Raw genomic sequence first — 17,520 nt, forward strand, 5'->3', positions numbered from 1 at the left:
CGCCGTCAGGCCATCACGCTCGTCCAGCCCCGCGCCGTCCGGCCGCTCGACGCCATCGAGAGCAGCCGGCTCACGCGCTCCTCCGTCGTCGGGTGCGTCGAGAACCACTTCAGCACCGAGCCAGCCCCGGCGAGCGGGTTGACGATGAAGAGGCTGGCCGTCGCGGGGCGCGCCGCCTCGGGGGGCACGAGCGCCACGCCGTGCTCCAGCTTGGACAGGGCGCTGGCGAGCGCCTCCGGGTCCCCGGACAGCTTGGCGCCGAGCTCGTCCGCCATGTACTCGCGCGACCGCGAGATGCCGAGCTGCACGAGGGTCGCCGCGATCGGCGCCACGATCGCGAGGGCCAGCCCGCCGAGCGGGCTCGCGCCGTCCTCGTCGTCCGACGATCCGCCGAATATCCCGGCGAAGCTCACGGCATGGGCCACCCACGTGATGCCCGAGGCGAACGCCGCCGCGATCGTCGATACCAGGATATCGCGGTTCTTGATGTGCGCGATCTCGTGCGCCAGCACGCCGCGCAGCTCACGCTCGCTCAGGAGCTGCATGATGCCCTCGGTCACCGCCACGACGCCGTGCTCCGGGTTGCGCCCCGTGGCGAAGGCGTTCGGCTGCGCGTCCGGGATGACATAGACGCGGGGCTTCGGGATCCCCGCCCGACTCGAGAGCTCCTCCACCATCCGGTGCAGCCCCGGGGCCTCGAAGGGCGAGACCTCGGCGGCCCGGTGCACCGCGAGCACGATGCGGTCGGACATGAAATACGCACCCAGGTTCATCGCGAGCGCGAGCACGCCGAACAAGACGAGGTACCCGGGCCCCAGCGCCCCGCCGATGGACACCAGGATTGCCGACATGACGCCGAGCAACAGGATCGTCTTGATCTGATTCTTCATGAACTTCGTTCCCTCCTCGGAACGGAGCGCTGCAAGAGCCGCTCCCCCGAGATCGATGTGTCGCGCGCGTCGCATTGCAATACCGCGCGCCCCCCGATCAGCAGACGTCGTGTCCTGCGGATTCCCGCCTGTGGCTCTCCCGACCGCCTCCCCTGCTGGCCCGCCCCATTTCGCCCCGCTGCCCTATTTCGCCTCGCGGTCCATTCCACCTCTGGCACCGCGATACGCGAGCTCAGCGCGGAATGCGCCCGCCAGCGCGCCTCACGCCTGCCAGATCGCCAGGAGCCACACCGCGACGCCCGCCGCGCACACCGCGAGCCCCGGCGCCGCCTTCGGCCATACCCACTGCCCCGTCACCGTGACCCCGCGCCGCACCACCCAGACGGCGCCCGCCACCCACGCCGCGAACGCCCCGACGAGGGCGACCACCCAGCCGACCCGCGGCGCGTCGTCGCGCGCGAGCGCCGCGAGGTGCTGCCGCTCGACCATCGCGGCAGGCTCGGTCCGCGTGCCCGGCGGGCGCGGCGCGGCCGCCGAGAGGCGGGCGATGGCCGCGTTGGCCAGCTCCAGGTCCTCCGCGTGCGGCGTCGTGAGCCACCGCGTCTCCAGGGCGGCCGTGCGCACCGCGCGCCACGCGAAGAGCGCCGTGTCGGCCCGACCGAGGCCCTCCGCGGCCGTCGCGAGCGCGATCAGCCGCTCGTACGCCACGCGGACGTGCGGCGCCCCGGGGGCGTACCAGCCCGCCGCCCGCCGCGCGTGGAGCGCCGCCGCGTGCGCGTCGCCGGCGCGCAGGGCGTCCGTGCTCTCCGCGATCTCCCGCTCGCCCGCGGCCACCACCCGCAGCGACGCCGCGCCGACGAGGAAGCCGGCGACCGCGAGGCCGCGCAGCACGCCGAGCACGACCGAGAGCCTCACAGAAAGTCGCGTCTCTTGAAGACGAACGCCGCCACCGACAGGAGAACGAGCGCCCACCCGGCGCACGTGATCGCCGCCCAGCCCAGGTACACGAGCAGGTTCGCGTCAGCGACCTCGCCCGCGAGCAACGGGCGCGGCGGCACGTAGATCTGGAGGTTCGGGACCACCTTGGAGAAGGCGCGCGCCGCTGCGCTGATCTGGGGGCCGAAGTACTTCACCGGCAGCCGGGCGAGCGAGTCGGCGTTGCGCCCGATGAGGAAGACGCCGAGCGTGAGCAGCGAGGACAGGAACGGCGTCGAGAACGACGAGAACAGCGTCGCCACCGCGGCGACGATGCCGACCTCGAGGAACGCGAGCGCGCTGCCCGCGAGCACGACGCGCCGCTCCGTCGGCGCGCCGTCCGCGAAGAGCACGCCGAGCAGGAGGAAGACCGCCGCCCAGGGGACGAACCCGTACGTGCGCGCCATCGGCGAGCGCCACGCCACGAGCCCGAGCGCCGCGAGCGAGGCGGCCCCGGCGCCCGCCACGAGGGCCAGCGAGCGGCCGGCCAGCACCGCGCTGATCTGCAGCACGAGCCCGGCGTCGGCCAGGATGAACACCCCGAGCGTGAGCAACGTGCCGAGGTACTTGCCGACGAGGTACTCGCCGCGGCGCACCGGGCGGGCCAGGATCGGGAAGATCGTCTTCTGCTCGAGCTCGCGGTACAGCGACGTCGCGCCGATGATGACCGCGACCGCGATGCTGAAGAGCGAGATCGACGCGACGCCGAGGTCGCTGACGACCCGCGCCCCGTTGCGGAGCGTGTAGGCGCCGACGATGATCGAGTAGAACGCGACCGCGAAGGCGACGCCGGCGAGGCCGATGAGGATGCGCGCCCGAAGCGACTCCCGGTAGGTGTTGAGGGCGATCGCAGAGATGCGGCCGAACATCGGGGCGACGTTAGCAAGGGACGGGGGGAGCTTGAAAGGGCCGCGGGTCAGGGGCCGGCGCCGTCCCCGGGGTCGACGACCCGCACGTCCAGGAACCAGAGGCCGTGCGCGAGCGCGTGGCCGTCGATCTGGAGGTAATACACGCCAGGATCGAGCACGAGATCGAGGAAGCTCCGCTGGGGATCCGTACCGATCGTGCAGGAAAGCGGCATTTCGACGCCGGGACAGCCCGGGCCGCGGCGGACCGAGAGCAGCGTGTCGTAGCTCGAGCCGGCCATGTCGAGCACGACCCGCCTGCGCGCGGTCAGCGTGAGCCGGAGGAGCTGGTCCCGGGCGCCGCCCTCCTCCGTGCCGGCGCGGTCGCAGCCGGCGTCGAAGTCCGCGGCGGCGTTGGCCGTGTTGCCCTGGAAGAAGCCGCCGCTCTCCGGGATCGCCAGCGCCCCCTCGCACGCGTCGGAGAAGGGCACCAGCGTGGGCGGCACCGCCGGCCGGACGAACGCCGTCACGCTCACGGGCTGGCCGAGCTGCGCCTCGGCCACGACCCGGTACGACCCCGGCGCGACGTTGCGCCGCGCGCTCCGGAGCGGCGTGACCTCCCCCTCGCTGCACGCGAGCCGATCGCCCTCGCCGCCGCACGCCGGCGTGGACAGGGCGATCGCGCCGGTGTCGCCGGCCGACAGCTTCTCGACGAGCAGCACGTCGGACGCGACCGGCAGCTCGAGCGCGTACACGGCGTCGACGGCCGCCGGGCCGCAGCCGAGATCCACGTCGTCCTGGTGGCCGAGCAGCGACACGGAGACCGTCCGGTTCGGCGCGAGCTCGGCCGCCCCTTCGCACGCCTCGTCCGGCGGCGGCTCGGTCGGCGGCGAGAGCTCCAGCGTCACGAGCACCGAGGTCGGCGCCGTCGCGGAGACCGCCACGGCGTACACCCCCGCGGGCAGCGCGCGCCGGAAGAGGTGCGGCGCCGCCGCCGTCTGGCACGCGAGCTCGTCCTCCGGCAGCGCGCACGCGGCGCTCCGCAGCGAGAGCGAGGGATCGCCGTCGCCGTCGGTCGAGATCGCGTAGAGGTCGACGTCCTGGGGCTCGGCGAGCTCGAACGTGTAGACGAGCTCCCCGAGCCCGGTCTCGCACGCGGTCCCGAGATCCAGGGCGGCGTCGAGGATCGTCGCCAGCGCCGGCGCGCCCGGCGCGAGGGGCACCGCCGTGCCGCACGTCTCGTTCTCCGGCGCCGGCGCCGGCGGCAGGAACGCCACGTCGACGATGACCGGCGCGCCCACCTTCGTCGTCACGTAGAGCGGCAGCGCCGTCGCCCGCTCCGGATCGCCGAGGCCGCGGGCCCGGAGCTTCGCGAGCTTGCCGCCGTCCGCCGTCTCGTGGGGCCCCCCGCACGCGAGCTCGGTCGCGGCGTCGCCGCACTGGCCGGCGAGCGTCACGGCGACGTCGGTGGCCTCCGTCTCCGCATCGGGGGCCTCCGTCCGCGCGGTCACCTCGACGTCGACAGGCGGCCCCGGCGGCAAGATCACCGCGGCCACGACGTCACGCGTGCTCGCAGGGCGGGGCAGGCCGCACGAGCTCGCGTAGTGGAAGCCCGCGCCCGCCGTCGTCATCGCATACGAGCCCGGCGCGGAGATCTCCAGCGCATCCAGGCACGTGTCGTGCTCCGGAGACACACAGCCGCCCTCGTCGGCGCGCCCGTCGCAGTTGTCGTCCCGATCGTTGCCGCAGACCTCGGGCTGCGCCGACGACACCGTGGGATCGGCGTCGTCGCAGTCGCCCCCGCCGCAGTGCTCGTCGGGATCGCCGTCGAGATCGGCGTCGCGCGGCGCGCTCGAGCACGTCTTGGTCGCCTCGTCGCACGCGTCGATCGTGCAGGTGCTCTGATCGTCGCACGCGACCGGCGCGCCGGGCACGCAGCCGAGCCGCGGGTTGCAGCGCTCGACGCCGTCGCAGTAGACGTCGTTCTGGCAGGCGCTGTCGTCCGGCGTGAAACGGCACCGCCCGAGGGCGGTGTCGCACGCATCGAAGGTGCAGGGAAATCCGTCCTCGCACTGATCGTCGTCGACGCACGGGCCGCCCAGCGTCGGGTCCGCTGGAGCCTGCTCGCCGCCGGCGCCGCCCTCGCCGCCGCCCTCGCCGCCCGCTCCGCCGGCCGACGGGAAGGGGCTCGGGGCGCTCGAGGCGCAGGCGGCGCCGGAGAGCGCCGCCGCGGCGACCGCTCCGCAGAGGAGAGCGAGACGCGTCAAGGAGGAAGGCGTCAAGAAGGAGGAAGTGTGAGTCCGCATCGAACGAGGTGAGCGGCAATGAGCGTAGCAGGGCACCGCCACGTCTGGCATCATGGCGCGCGATTCCGCCGAGCGTCGCGGATAGAGGGAAAAACAGGGTGACCAGCGACAGATTGACCCGACCCGAGCTGACGTGGCTGCTGGCGCAGGAGGCGCGGAGCGCCGCCCAGAAGCTCCGCCAGGGCGTGGGGATGATCGCGACCGAGAGCGCGCCGCCGCCGACGCCGTCGCCCGACGACAGCTCGGGCGGCGTCGAGAGCACGCTCAACCGGCTCGACGAGGCGGTGAGCATGCTCGCGTCGCTCCACGGCCGCCCCCTGCCGCGCGGGCGGCGCGGCCGCGTCGACCTGACCGCGCTCCTCTGGGAGGTCGCGCCCGAGGCGCGGGTGCAGATCGAGATGGGCGAAGGGACCACCGTGTTCGGCGACGAGACCGAGCTCCGGCGGATGCTCCAGGTGCTCATCGCGCAGGGCGGCGACCCCTCGAGCCTGACCGGGGCGCCCGACGTGAGCATCCACCGCGTCGGCGACGAGGTCAGCGTCCGGGTCAACCTCGGCCCGGAGACGCCCGTGAACTTCGAGACCGAGCGGGTGTGGCTGTCGCGCATGGCGCTGCGCTACGGCGGCCGGCTCGAGCTCGACGGCCTGATGCAGACGCTGACGCTGCCCGCCGAGGTCGATCTCCAGCGCCTCGAGGTCGAGAGCCTCAAGAAGGAGCTCGCCGCCGCGCAGGCCCAGGGCGAGGCGTACGCGCGCGAGCTCGCCGCGGTCTTCTCGCGGGTCGAGGGCGAGCGCGAGCGCGAGCGCGGGTCGCTGTCCGGCGTCATCTCGCGGCTCGGCGGCAGCGAGCCGGTGTCGCACCTCCCGCCGAGCGGCGACAGCCTCGCGGTGCTCGTCGCCGCGGTGCGCGTGCTCGGCACGCAGCTGCGCGGCATCCTGTCGGCGATCGGCCGCGACATCGCGCCGCTCCGGACCCACGGCGGCGACGCGGGCGAGACGGCCTCGTCGGTGGGGCGCCACGTGACGGCGGCGTCAGAAATTGTCAGTGATCTCGCCAGGTTGGGTGCGTGTCCACTCCACGAGTTCCCGCGCCACTGCGACGTCGCCGACGTGCTGCGCGACGTCGTGAAGGACGATCTCGCGCGCGCGGCCCGCCACGACGTGCGCGTGGTGGTCGAGGCGCCGGAGACCGCGCAGGAGGTGGTGCCGCAGGGCGCGCTGACGGTGCTGCTGCACGCGCTGCTCGATCACGCCATCAGCGCGTCGCCGCCGGGCAGCGAGGTGCTCGTCTCCCTCGCCGAGGGCCCGAGCGGGGTCGAGATCACCTTCGACGACGCCGGGCCGCCGCTCCCGGCCGCCGCGCGGAGCGTCGTGCTGAGCCGCGACTTCGAGGCGGTCGCGCAGGGCCGCCCGCCGGCGCTGCCGCTCATCGCGGCGCACGCGATCGCCGCCCATACGAACTACGGTATTGCCATCGAGGACGGGCCGCGCGGCGAGACGCGGGTGCGGCTCACGATCCCGCGATCGGGATAGCGCCTCGCCGTCCACATCCGATCGCGCGACCTGCTACCGCAGGAACGAGCTCGGCGGGAAATCGACGTCGAGGTTGAGCGTGGCGCCGCGCACGATGTTGATGTCGTCCACCGTCAGCGTCGTGGTGACGGGGCGGTCGTTGCCGCGCTCCACGAGCGTCGCCGTGGCCGTGTACTCATCGGGCGGGAGATCCACGGTGATGCTGAAGTCGTCGCAGCGCGCGTAGTCTCTCGCCACCTCGCGGCTGCCCCGGTAGACGATCAGCTCGAAATCCGCTCCTCCGCGGCTGTGCTGGGAGCACGCCCGCGAATCGATCCGGCTCGCCACGGTCCACTCCAGCGTCAGGCTCCCGACGGCCTGCACGGGCCGCGGCCGGCGCTGGGGGCTGGGCTCCACGTCGACGATGCACCCCAGGGCCAGGAAGCTCGATAACGCGAGGCCGCAGAGGGGAAAGACGCTCTTCTCCTGATTCATCCTCGTACCCGTCCTTTCGCTGCTGCCCCGCTGTCAACGAGGTGTGTAGTAACGGCGCCCCCGCTCGCGCGGATAGCTCAGCTCGCGCTCCGGCACGTACCTCGGCGACGTCCGGAACGTCTGCCTGTAGCGCTCGAGCTCCATGGGCTCCTCCTCGAAGATGACCCAGCCCCGGTTCGTCGGGTAATACCAGCGGCCGTCGACCAGGTACGCATACGTCCCGCGGAAATAGACGCGCGGATACGCGGCGATCTCCACCGGGACGACCTCGGCGCGCACCGCCGGAACGCCGGACACGACGAACCCCCCCTCGGTCCCGACCGTGCCCATACACCCCATGAGCAGCGAGGCGCCGACCACGAGCGCAGCCGCGGCGAGCGAGGCCCTCGTCACACCGAGAGATCTGGACCGCCCTCGCACGGGCGGAGTCACGTTGTTGCTCTGCTTCACGTCATTGCTCCTCCGAGCGCAACTCAGCAACGCGAGTGCCAGCGCGGCGCGACTCGAGATCTCCGGATCTCCGCCGGCGCGGCGCTCAGCGCTCAGCGCTCAGCGCGGAGCGCCCCGGCGAGCGCGAGCGCGCGCTGGATCTCCGCCGACGTCACCAGGCCGATCACGCGCTCGCCCTCGTCGAGCACCGCGATCACGCTCGCCTCGCCGCTCGCCAGCGCGTCGAACGAGCGGGACGCGTCGTCGTCCGCGTGCGCTCTCGGCACATCCACGGGCATCACCGCGCCGACCGTCGCCGGCGCGGCGCCGCCCTGCAGCTGGCGCGCGAGATCCCAGACCGTGACGACGCCGATCTCGCGGCGCCCCTCGCCGTCCCGGGGATCGTCGATGACCCGCGCGCCGACCAGGTTGTGGCGCAGGAGCCGCTCGGCCACCGCCCGAGGGCTCTCGTCCGCATACGCCTCGCCGAGCCGATCGGTCATGAACCGCGCGACCGGGATGCCGCGGAGCAGCTCGTTCGTGCTGGAGCGCGCCTGCTCGGCCGACGCCCCCATGTAGACGAACATCGCGATGAGCACCAGGATGAGGTTCCACGAGAGCAAGCCGAAGAGCCCGAAGGCCACCGCCATCACCTTGCCTGTCGCCGTGGCGATGCGCGTCGCGCGGGTCCGCCCGAGGCGGCGCAGGAGCAGCCCGCGCAGCACCCGGCCGCCGTCCATCGGGAAGGCCGGCAGCAGGTTGAACGCGCCGAGGAGCGCGTTCGTGATCGCGAAGGCCACGAGCGCGGCGCCGATCTCCGGCGGCGCCGGGAGCAGCCGATACGCGACGTAGCTGCCGAGCGCGATACCGAAGCTCATGAGCGGGCCGGCGAACGCCATCCACGCCTCGTGCTCGGGATCGTCGCGCTCCATCTGCGAGACGCCGCCCAGCATCATCAGCGTGATCGCGCGCACCCGGATCCCGTTCTTGAGCGCGACGAACGAGTGGGCCAGCTCGTGCACGAGCACCGCCACGAACAGCCCGACAGCCAGGATCGCCCCCCAGGCGAGCGGCGGCAGGCGCATCTCCTCGCGCGGAATCCCGAGCCACGACGCGATCACCGAGAACTGCGACGACGCCACGTAGGCCACGTACGGCAGGAAAATCAGCAAGGTGATGTGCAGCCGTATCGGGATTCCACGGATCCGCAGGACTGTCAGCCCCTGGTCGAACATGTGCCTCCTGATCCACAGGTACAGATGGGGCCGACAAGCACCTTCGCAAGCCGCCGAGACAGCGCCAGCGCGCGGAAGACCAGGGCAGCCGCGCGGCGCCGCCACGCAATGCAGAGGGGCGCGCGGCGCTGCGAGGGCGCCAGCGCGCGTCCGTCCCAGGCGGGAATCACGGGGAGGGGAGCGTGTTCGGAGGCGCTCGGCGCTGCGCGGCGCCCACGCGACGCGCGGATTGGCGTAGCGTGGTGTGACCGAGGTCGTCATGCGCCAGCGCGTCCCCGATGCATTGATGGCAGCGAGCACGGAAGAGCTGACGAAGGTCGAGCTCGCGGTCCTTGAGTCATCCCACTCGGGCGGCGTGCCGAGGGACCTCACGGGCCACGTGTTCGCGATCGGGCCCGTCGGCTCGGTAGACGGCGACCTACCCAGAGCGGACGGCGCGCCGATCCTCAATGGCAATGGGATGATCTACCGGCTCGACTTCGGCCGCGGCGCGGCGGTCCGGCTGACCTCGAAGATCGCGCGCACGCCCTGTTATCACGCGGACGCCGCCTCGCGCCCCGGCACGCGCTTCGAGGCGCTGGGCTTCCGTGACGCAGGGCTGCTCCGCTTCTCGCCGCACCTCGGCCTGCGGAACCACCTCAACACCGCGTTCGTGCCCATGCACGCGCCGCGCGCGCCCGCGCGCCTGCTCGTCACGAGCGACACGGGCAGGCCCTACGAGATCGACCCGGCCACGCTGGAGCTCGTCACGCCGGTCGGGCGCAACAGCACGTGGTACCCGGCCGCGCCCGTCGATCACCCCTTTCCGATGACGCTCTCGAGCGCGCACCCCTGCTTCGACGCGGAGCGGGGCGAGCTCCTCACCGTCAACTACGGCCGCTCGCTCCTCCACCTGTTCGTCGCGTCGCTGCCGCGGCTCGACGAGCTCGGCGCGCTCCCGCGCTCGTGGGATCGGCTCGCCGCGGCGGCCGCGTCGATGATCGAGCAGCAGCTCGTCCGCCCGAGGGCGGACCGGATCGAGGCGTTCGCCAAGCGGGCGCTCGAGCTCCTGCCCGCGCGCCTCCGCCCGAGCGCGCCGCCCGGGCCGGGCGACCTCCTCGCGCGGCAGGCGGCGCGCTTCGGCGGCGTGGCGCTCGACGAGCCGGCGGGCGACTTCGCGTTTCTCCTGCGATGGGACGGCCACAACGAGCCCGAGCGGCACCCGCTGGTCCTGCCGAGCGGCGCGCCGGTGCGCATCGAGCAGAGCGTGCACCAGATCGGCCTGACGCGGCGCTGGGTCGTGCTCGCGGACACGGCGTTCAGGATCGGCCTGGAGAGCGTGGCGTTCCGGGGCTCCAAGGAGAGCCCCGGGATCGAGCGCCTCGTCCGGTCGCTGCTCACGATGCCCCACGAGCCGAGCACGACGTTCTACCTGGTCCGGCGGGACGCGCTGCGGCCGGGCGGCGGGCCGGTCGTGGTGAAGCGGGTCGTCGTCCCGCTGGAGACTCTCCACTTCCTCGTCGACTACGAGGACGCGGGGGACCGCATCACCGTGCACGCGGCGCACAACTGCGCGACGGATCATGGGGAGTGGCTCCGGCCCTGCGATCGGCACGCCGCGGACAAGACGCCGGCGCCGCCGCGCCTGCGCGGCCTGTTCCCGCTCGGGCAGGCGGACGTGAACCGGATCGGCCGGTATACCTTCGACGCGGCGGCCGAGCGCGTCGTGGACCAGGCGGTGTTCGCCGATCCCGCGCGGGCGCTCGGCGTCGGCCTCTATGCGTACCGGGAGACGGGCGCGTCGTGGATGCCGCCCGATCGCCTCGAGAACGTCTACTGGCGCGGCGGCGGGATATGGGATGAGCTGTCGACCGAGTTCATCGACCGGCTCTATGCGGCGCACCCGCACAGGTCGCTCCCCCTCCCGGCGCTCCGCCGGATGCGCGCGGAGGGCGGCCACCCCGACAGCCTGTTCCGGTTCAACCACCGCGCGATGCGGATCGAGGATCGCTACGAGTTCCCGCGGCGCGCCGTGGGGTCATGGCTCAGCTCGCTCCAGTTCGTCCCGCGGCGCGGCGGCAGCGGGGCCGACACGGACGGCTACGTCGTGGCGATCGTCGCGACGCCGTGCCGCGCGGAGGTCTGGATCTTCGACGCGACGAACCTGGCGCGAGGGCCGCTCTGCAAGCTGGGACACCCGTCGTTCCGGCCGGGGCTGACCCTCCACACGGCGTGGCTCAACTCGGTCGCTCCGTGGAGGGGTGGATACAGGGTGCCGGTGCGGGAGGATTACGAGGAGTTCGTGGCAGAGGCCCCCGGAGAGCAGGTGAAGGCGCTCTTCGAGGAGGAGGTCTATCCGCGGTTCGCGTGAGCCGCGGAGAGGAAAGGCTGGGAGCCGCGAGACGAGGGCGGCTCGGCGCAGCGCGGGGGGACCTCGGCCCCGGGGCCGTCGACCCGCTCGAGCAACACGCCCGTGGCGCCGTCTCCCAGGATCTCCGTGATCTGGTGGTTATCCCACGGCTGCCCCTCGCGCAGGCGCCGCGACCGCACGTCGCTCGCCACGATGAGCACGCGCCGACACCCCCTGTCGAGGTGCCGATTCGCCAGCTCGACGGCCGCGGAAAAACCGCCCTGAGCGGGCGTGAGATCGATCGTCAGCGCGGGCACGAGGCCGGCCATGCACGCGGCCAAGGCCGCCGCGCCGGCGTCCCCTCCCCCGCCGTCGTCGCCCGTCATGATGAGGACATCGACGAAGGGATCGCGGAGCCGCCCCACCTCGATGAGCTCCCGCAGCACCGAGGCGGCCATGGAAAGCGTGGTCTCCGTCGCGCCGGCGAAGCGCCGCTCCACGACCCCCGTCGCCTCGTGCAGCCAGTCCGCAGCGTGAGGGAGACCGTAGCTGGTGATGAGCTCCTGGTTCGTGACGACGCGCTCCGGCAGATAGGCGGCGACGGCCGCGATGCGACGCTGGACCATGTTTCTGCTCTGTTACGGCGCCGCGACCGACGCGCGCCGATCCTGCAAACCTTGGCCAGGGCAGCTCGATCCGGCGCTCCACCACCGCCGTTCGGCCAACGCCGAGCACGCTGGAGAGCCAGCGTCCTGGACGACATGAGACAACCCACCACCGAGTCGTCGAGAGCCGTGGGGCAAACTACACAATCAGATGCTCCCTCCCCGTCACCGACATCCTCCACTGGACCATTTACAGAACGTCCTGCGCAAGTGGGAATAACAGTCGATTCGACTCCGTCCGCCGCCGGAGCAGGAAAGCGCCGCAGCGGGAGGGCCCTATTGCGACGCGGGCGGTCCCGTCGCCCGCTCGCCGCGTCGCGTCGCGCTCCAGCGGACGATTCCGACCGGAAGCGACAATTCCGCTCTCACGGGCAGAGGGATGCACAAACGTGTCGGAACGCGAGGCGCTGAGCAGGCAGGGCGCAGGGCGCATCTCTCGCCCGGACGGCGCCATCGAATTCGCCCGCTCACGTCCGTTTGTGTCCGATCGCATCCGCCTGTGTCCGATCACGTCCGATCACGTCCGGTTGGGTTCGATCACGTCCGATCACGTCCCGTGATGTCGACGCGTCGTGAGCCCGCTCTTTTCTGGATCCGGAGGGAGGTTCACCCTGTTTTGAGGACACCTCCGCTCGCCGCGGCCGCCGCGCGAGAGCGCGCGATCCGCGCCGCGGGGCGCCGCGCTCGCGTCTTCCTTCTTCCCGCGCGGCCCCGCGGCGCGCGGCGGGGCTCCTTCTATCCTATCCATCGTCATCGCGACGCCGCTCCAGCGAGCGCCGCGCTCGCCCGGATCCACCGCGATTGAATCGCGGAGAAATCCCAGGGGAGCGCAGATGCGAGGAGCGCCTGATTCGCGGGCTCCATCCCGCGAATCCATGCTGTGCGAAGCGGCAGCCTCTGCACAGAAGAGCGAGGCACACAGCCTGCTCTTGGGTGCACCAAGGTGTTCGGGGGCCGCAAGGCTCATCAGGAACACCGGGGAGGACCAATGATCTCGATGCACAAGACGATGGGTTTCGCGATGATGCTGGCGCTCGGTGCCGGGTGCGCGGTCGGCGCGGACGACGACTTCGATATGGATGATGAGAGCGTCGACTCCGCGAACAGCGCGCTCGAGGCGGACGAGCGCGGCGGATACGCGTCCCAGTCGCAGGCTCAGGCTCAGGTCGGCCAGATGGGGCCCAGCAAGCTCGGTCTGCCCCCCAGCAAGGGTCTGCCCTCGAAGGGCGTTCCGATGCTCCCCAGCAAGGGCGAGCTGCCCAGCAAGGGCGGGCTCCTTCCCAGCAAGGGTGAGTTTCCGACCAAGGGCCTCCCGACCAAGGGCGGCTACCCGACCAAGGGCGGATACGCGCAGCAAGGCCCGGCGCAGCTCGGCCAGGCGTCCGACCTCTCGCAGGCTCAGATCGGCCAGGCGGGCCCGGCGCAGATCGGCCAGGCGGGACCGGCGCAGATCGGCCAGGCGGGCCCGGCGCAGATCGGCCAGGCCGGCGTGGGGCAGACGGGCTTGGTCGGGCAGGAGACCGGGCAGCGTGAGGGCGAGCGCTTCTTCGGCGGCTGCGGCCTCGGCGGCTTCGGCGGCTGGGGCGGCTTCGGCTGGGGCGGCTTCGGCGGCCTCGGCTGCGGCTTCGGCGGCGGCGCCCTCGTCTCGTCGTTCACGAGCTGCACGACGGCCATCATCCCGACGTTCGGCGGCTTCGGCGGCTTCGGCGGCTGCGGCTGGTGAGCTGACCTCACCCTGCTGGCCGGCGCCAGGGGCTCCACGTCGCAGGATCCCTCGGCGCCGCGCCAGCCCCCTCCTCTGACGAGGCTCGCGAGCGCCGGCCGCCCGGGGTTGGATATCCCGGGCTGCCGGCAGCTGCTCTCTCCCCTCCACCGCTCGCGCACGAGCCACGCCCCACCGCGCGCCGGCGGGGAGCGCGCGAGGACCCAGATCCGATCTTCAGCCGCCCTGACCGAGCGCGCGATCCAGGTAGAACGCCGCGCTGACCAGGCCGAGGTGGGTGAACGCCTGGGGAAAGTTGCCAAGCAGCTCTCCGCTCGGCCCGATCTGCTCGGAGTAGAGCCCGAGGTGGTTGGCGTACGTCAGCATCTTCTCGAAGATGAAGCGCGCGTCGTCGAGGCGGCCAGCGCGCGCGAGGGCCTCGACGAGCCAGAAGGTGCAGATGCTGAACGTGCCCTCCTTGCCGGTCAGGCCGTCGCCCGCGCCCTTGCCGAGCTCGTAGCGGTGGACGAGCGTGTCGCTCGCGAGCTCCTCGAGCGTGCGGTCGAGCGTGCCGAGGATCCGCGGATCGGTCGGGGAGATGAAGCGCATGAGCGGCATGAGCAGGTTGCTCGCGTCGAGCGCGCTCGAGCCGAAGGCCTGCACGAACGTCCTCCGCTGCGCGTCCCAGCCGCGCGCCATGATCGCCTCGTAGATGTCGTCGCGCGCGCGCGCGACCCGATGCCGGTCGAGCGGCAGAGAGCGCTTGTCGCTGAGCCGCAGCGTCCGGTCGAGCGCGACCCAGCACTGGAGCTTCGAGTAGACGAACTGCTGCTTGCCGCCGCGCACCTCCCAGATGCTCTCGTCCGCGTGCTCCCAGCTCTGACATACCCAGGTTGCCATGCGCCGGAGCTCGCGCCAGAAATCATAGGAGATGGGAGATCCGTATTTGTCGAAGAGATATACCGAGTCGATGAGCTCGCCGTAGATGTCGAGCTGGAGCTGCGTCGTCGCCCCGTTGCCGACGCGGACCGGCCGCGACCCGCGGTAGCCGTCGAGGTGGGTGAGCGCGACCTCGGGCAGCTCGTGGCGTCCGTCGATGCCGTACATGAGCTGCAGCGGCCCGGTGGGGCCGTCCTCCTCGGAGACGCGGGCGCTCAGCCATTCCATGAAGCGCGCGGCCTCCTCGGTGTAACCGAGCCGGAGGAAGCCGTAGAGCGTGAACGCGGCGTCGCGCACCCAGACGTAGCGATAATCCCAGTTGCGGACCCCGCCGATCTCCTCGGGCAGGCTGGTCGTCGCCGCGGCGACGATCGCGCCTGTCGGCTCGAACGTGAGCAGCTTGAGGACGAGCGCCGAGCGGTCGACCATCTCGCGCCAGCGCCCCTTGTAGCGCGAGCGGGCGAGCCACGACCGCCAGAAGGCGACCGTGCGCCGGAGGGCGTCCTCGCCGTCGATCGGCCTGGCGAGCAGATCGGCGCTCTCCGTCCAGTCCTCGACCTGGCGCAGCGAGAACGTGGCCGACTCGCCGGGCCGGAGCACGAAGTCGGCGGTGACGCCGCCGGCGCCGTCGCTCGACAGGGGGACCGGGCTGATGAGCGCCAGGTCGACTCCATCGGAGTCGAAGACGGCGCCGCGCGGGTCGTCGAGGATCAGGCGGTGGGGGCGGCGGGCAAAGTCGATCGCGGGGCGGCAGGCGAGCCGGAAGAGCACCGCGCCGCGGACGGCCCGCGCGACGCGGACGATCTGGTGCATCCCGCGGCGGTAGGCGCCGTACGTGTCCCGGTGGATCGGCATGAAATCGCAGACCTCGCCGACGCCGTCCACGTCGAGGAAGCGCGTGAGCAGGACGTTGGTGTCGGGCATGTACATCTGCTTGTTGCGCGACGCGCCGTTCGCCGCGGAGAGCGCGAAGCGGCCGCCGCGCTCGTCGTCCAGGATGGCCGCGAACACGCTCGGGGAGTCGAAATGGGGGAGGCAGCACCAGTCGATGGATCCATCGATCCCCACCAGCGCGACGGAGTGCATGTCGCCGATGACGCCGTAGGACTCGATCGGTTTGTAGGGCATGGCCTCTCCATAGGGCCCGCTCGACCGAGCGGAACCGCCTCTCGTGGATCCTCCCCGTTACCCCCTCACGCCCCTCACGATCTCGGCGGCAGGCGCGAGAGCTTCCGCTGGAGCGAGCGGCGGTGCATCCTCAGCTTGCGCGCCGCCTCCGAGATGTTCCCCTCGCAGTCCGCGAGCACGCGCTGGAGGTACTCCCACTCCACCCGATCGAGCGACGGGAGGTCCTCGTCGTCCTCGCCGCGCGCGGCCGGGGCGACGCCGAGCAGCGACCGCGCGCACTGGGCGGCGTCCACCGGCTTGGTCAGGTAATCGACCGCCCCGGCCCGGATCGCCGCCACCGCGTTCGCGATGGTGCCGTATCCGGTGAACACCACGATACGGATGCCGTCATCCATGCTCCGCAGCGTCCCCACGAGGTCGATCCCGCTCTGCCCTGGCATCCGGACGTCCACGAGCGCGTACTCGAACACCTGCCCTCGCGCCATCGCCGCGGCCTCCTCGGCGCTGGCGGCGAGGGACACAGCGAACCCGCTCTTGCCGAGCGCCTGCCCGAGCGCGGTCCGGAAGGTCGCGTCGTCGTCGACGATGAGCAGCGTCGGCTCGCCGGCGGCCTCGGAGCTCATGAGTCCACCGGCGCGAGGCGCAGGGCGACGCGCGTGCCGCGCGCGCCGCGCTCGTCAGGCCCCTGCCTCGGCGACACGGTGAGGCAGCCGCCGACCTGCTCGATGAGCGTCCGCACAAGGTAGAGCCCGAGGCCCATGCCCTCGCCGGGCGCCTTGGTGGTCACGAACGGCTCGCCGAGCCGCCCTTCCAGGCCCGGCGCGACGCCCGCGCCGCTGTCCTCGACGCTGATCACCGGCGCGCCGCCCTCGTCCCCGACGGTGACCACGATCGGCTCCGCGGCCGCGGGGCTCGGCCCGAGCGCCGCGAGCGCGTTGTCGAGCAGCGCGAACAGGGCCGCCTCGACGTCGGCCGCGTCGAGCGGCACCGTGCGGCGCGGCGCGAGATCGCCGCGCACCTCGACCGCGACGCCGGGGTGCGCCGCCTGCCAGGCCTGCACGCCGCGCCGGGCCGCCTCGCCGACCTCGACCCCGGCGCGCAGGTCGTTCGCCCGGACGTCCGCCCGCATGCGCGCGATCACCACGCGGCAGCGCTCGACCTGCTCCGCGATCGTCCGGGCGCGGCGCCGCGCGGCGTCGCTCGATCCTGGGTCGCCGAGGCTCTCCCCGGCGAGCACCGCGATCGTGCCGAGCGGGGTGCCGAGCTCGTGGGCGGTGCCGGCCGCGAGCGCGCCGAGCGCCTGGAAGCGGGACGCCTCCTCCGCGCGCCGGCGCAGCGCCGCGTTCTCAGCCGCGCTCTCGTCGAGCGCGCGGCGGACCTTCAGGAGGACGTGGGCGACGAGCGCCGCGCTCAGCACGAAGGCGAGGAGCATCCCGTAGAGGTGGGTGGAGAACGCGCCGTGCTCCGGGTGGCTCGGGCAACACGCGCCGGCGGGGAGCGCGAAGAGCGCGGCGAAGAGGCAGGCCGCGAGCGCCGCGAGCGCGAAGGTCGTCCGCGGCGGCAGGAGCGCCGCGGCGAGGGCGACGTGCACGAAGAAGAGGGCGCTGAACGGGTTGCCCGCGCCGCCCGACGCGGCGAGGACCCCGGCGATCGCGACGAGATCGAGCGCCACGACGCCGGCGACGAGCGCCGTCTGCGCGCCCCGCTCCGAGCGCACCCGCCGGTCGAGGGCGAGGTTGAGCCCGGCGGCCAGCGCCAGGATGGGCACGGCGATGGCGTACCGGACGTGATAGCCGAACAGCGCCTCGTCGACGGCCAGGGTCGCCGCGAGCAGCGCGAACACCGCCCAGCGCAGCCCGACGAGCCACCGGAGGACGATCCCTCCCGCCGGCGCCCGCTCCAGGGAAGCTTCGTGCGTCACGGCGGGAGCATAGCGCGGAAACCCGGGAGGGCCTTCGTCGGCCCACGCCGCGTCGGAGCGCCGTTCCCTGCGCTTCGGTGGAGGCAGGCATCTCCAGCGCGGAGATGGGTGCCACCCATCTTGAGCCATCTCGGACCAACAGCTTGCCAA

14 protein-coding genes are annotated in these 17,520 nt (G+C 72.6%); 3 read left to right on the forward strand and 11 right to left on the reverse strand.

Features of this window, described 5'->3' with window-relative positions:
• Positions 1–5: 5 nt before the first annotated feature.
• The 4 genes from WMF11_RS44760 to WMF11_RS44775 form a co-directional block, all read right to left on the reverse strand.
• Positions 6–890: a zinc metalloprotease HtpX gene (locus WMF11_RS44760; RefSeq protein ID WP_437905157.1), complete on the reverse strand. Its 885-nt coding sequence runs from the start codon at positions 888–890 to the stop codon at positions 6–8.
• Between the two features lie 261 nt (positions 891–1,151).
• A complete protein-coding gene (locus tag WMF11_RS44765; protein WP_437975082.1) occupies positions 1,152–1,805 on the reverse strand; it encodes a hypothetical protein in 654 nt (217 codons plus the stop codon).
• Positions 1,802–2,734: an ABC transporter permease gene (locus WMF11_RS44770; RefSeq protein ID WP_437546682.1), complete on the reverse strand. Its 933-nt coding sequence runs from the start codon at positions 2,732–2,734 to the stop codon at positions 1,802–1,804. Before WMF11_RS44770 ends, WMF11_RS44765 begins: the two co-directional genes overlap by 4 nt.
• A 47-nt stretch (positions 2,735–2,781) precedes the next feature.
• Positions 2,782–4,977, reverse strand: a complete 2,196-nt coding sequence (locus tag WMF11_RS44775) for a MopE-related protein (RefSeq protein ID WP_437975083.1) — start codon at positions 4,975–4,977, stop codon at positions 2,782–2,784.
• A gap of 137 nt (positions 4,978–5,114) precedes the next feature.
• On the opposite strand from WMF11_RS44775, the gene WMF11_RS44780 reads away from it, so the two are divergent.
• Complete coding sequence (locus WMF11_RS44780; protein WP_437975084.1) at positions 5,115–6,548, forward strand: sensor histidine kinase; 1,434 nt, start codon at positions 5,115–5,117, stop codon at positions 6,546–6,548.
• Positions 6,549–6,581: 33 nt separating this feature from the next.
• On the opposite strand, the gene WMF11_RS44785 is transcribed toward WMF11_RS44780, so the two are convergent.
• The 3 genes from WMF11_RS44785 to WMF11_RS44795 all read right to left on the reverse strand — a co-directional run bounded on the left by WMF11_RS44785 (position 6,582) and on the right by WMF11_RS44795 (position 8,686).
• Positions 6,582–7,022 carry a hypothetical protein gene (locus WMF11_RS44785; protein ID WP_437975085.1) on the reverse strand — a complete coding sequence of 147 codons (441 nt, stop codon included), beginning with the start codon at positions 7,020–7,022 and terminating at the stop codon, positions 6,582–6,584.
• A 33-nt stretch (positions 7,023–7,055) separates the two neighbouring features.
• Positions 7,056–7,472 carry a hypothetical protein gene (locus tag WMF11_RS44790; RefSeq protein ID WP_437546690.1) on the reverse strand — a complete coding sequence of 139 codons (417 nt, stop codon included), beginning with the start codon at positions 7,470–7,472 and terminating at the stop codon, positions 7,056–7,058.
• 92 nt (positions 7,473–7,564) lie between these two features.
• A complete protein-coding gene (locus WMF11_RS44795; protein ID WP_437975086.1) occupies positions 7,565–8,686 on the reverse strand; it encodes a site-2 protease family protein in 1,122 nt (373 codons plus the stop codon).
• Between the two features lie 259 nt (positions 8,687–8,945).
• Here WMF11_RS44795 and WMF11_RS44800 point away from each other — a divergent pair, with 259 nt between their 5' ends.
• A complete protein-coding gene (locus WMF11_RS44800; protein WP_437975087.1) occupies positions 8,946–11,036 on the forward strand; it encodes a carotenoid oxygenase family protein in 2,091 nt (696 codons plus the stop codon).
• Here WMF11_RS44800 and WMF11_RS44805 read toward each other — a convergent pair.
• Positions 11,018–11,641, reverse strand: a complete 624-nt coding sequence (locus WMF11_RS44805; RefSeq protein ID WP_437975088.1) for a hypothetical protein — start codon at positions 11,639–11,641, stop codon at positions 11,018–11,020. The genes WMF11_RS44800 and WMF11_RS44805 overlap by 19 nt on opposite strands.
• A 1,027-nt stretch (positions 11,642–12,668) precedes the next feature.
• Here WMF11_RS44805 and WMF11_RS44810 point away from each other — a divergent pair.
• Positions 12,669–13,403: a hypothetical protein gene (locus tag WMF11_RS44810; protein WP_437975089.1), complete on the forward strand. Its 735-nt coding sequence runs from the start codon at positions 12,669–12,671 to the stop codon at positions 13,401–13,403.
• Positions 13,404–13,619: 216 nt separating this feature from the next.
• On the opposite strand, the gene WMF11_RS44815 is transcribed toward WMF11_RS44810, so the two are convergent.
• The 3 genes from WMF11_RS44815 to WMF11_RS44825 form a co-directional block, all read right to left on the reverse strand.
• Entirely contained in the window at positions 13,620–15,449 is a 1,830-nt protein-coding gene (locus WMF11_RS44815) for a glycoside hydrolase family 15 protein (protein ID WP_437975090.1), read from the reverse strand.
• Positions 15,450–15,523: 74 nt separating this feature from the next.
• Entirely contained in the window at positions 15,524–16,072 is a 549-nt protein-coding gene (locus WMF11_RS44820) for a response regulator transcription factor (RefSeq protein WP_437975091.1), read from the reverse strand.
• The gene (locus WMF11_RS44825) at positions 16,069–17,370 is read right to left on the reverse strand and encodes an ATP-binding protein (RefSeq protein WP_437975092.1); all 1,302 of its coding nucleotides are present in this window, start codon (positions 17,368–17,370) and stop codon (positions 16,069–16,071) included. Before WMF11_RS44825 ends, WMF11_RS44820 begins: the two co-directional genes overlap by 4 nt.
• Positions 17,371–17,520: the final 150 nt, after the last annotated feature.

This window comes from Sorangium sp. So ce295 (assembly GCF_051527405.1).
Classification (GTDB): Bacteria; Myxococcota_A; Polyangia; order Polyangiales; family Polyangiaceae; genus Sorangium; species Sorangium cellulosum_B.

What these genes read in the sequence shown, in the direction of transcription:
- WMF11_RS44760 (WP_437905157.1), bottom strand. Translation starts at nt 890, where the DNA reads ATGAAGAATCAGATCAAGACGATCCTGTTGCTCGGCGTCATGTCGGCA.
- WMF11_RS44770 (WP_437546682.1), bottom strand. Translation starts at nt 2,734, where the DNA reads ATGTTCGGCCGCATCTCTGCGATCGCCCTCAACACCTACCGGGAGTCG.
- WMF11_RS44785 (WP_437975085.1), bottom strand. Translation starts at nt 7,022, where the DNA reads ATGAATCAGGAGAAGAGCGTCTTTCCCCTCTGCGGCCTCGCGTTATCG.
- WMF11_RS44795 (WP_437975086.1), bottom strand. Translation starts at nt 8,686, where the DNA reads ATGTTCGACCAGGGGCTGACAGTCCTGCGGATCCGTGGAATCCCGATA.
- WMF11_RS44800 (WP_437975087.1), top strand. Translation starts at nt 8,946, where the DNA reads ATGCGCCAGCGCGTCCCCGATGCATTGATGGCAGCGAGCACGGAAGAG.
- WMF11_RS44805 (WP_437975088.1), bottom strand. Translation starts at nt 11,641, where the DNA reads ATGGTCCAGCGTCGCATCGCGGCCGTCGCCGCCTATCTGCCGGAGCGC.
- WMF11_RS44810 (WP_437975089.1), top strand. Translation starts at nt 12,669, where the DNA reads ATGATCTCGATGCACAAGACGATGGGTTTCGCGATGATGCTGGCGCTC.
- WMF11_RS44815 (WP_437975090.1), bottom strand. Translation starts at nt 15,449, where the DNA reads ATGCCCTACAAACCGATCGAGTCCTACGGCGTCATCGGCGACATGCAC.
- WMF11_RS44820 (WP_437975091.1), bottom strand. Translation starts at nt 16,072, where the DNA reads ATGAGCTCCGAGGCCGCCGGCGAGCCGACGCTGCTCATCGTCGACGAC.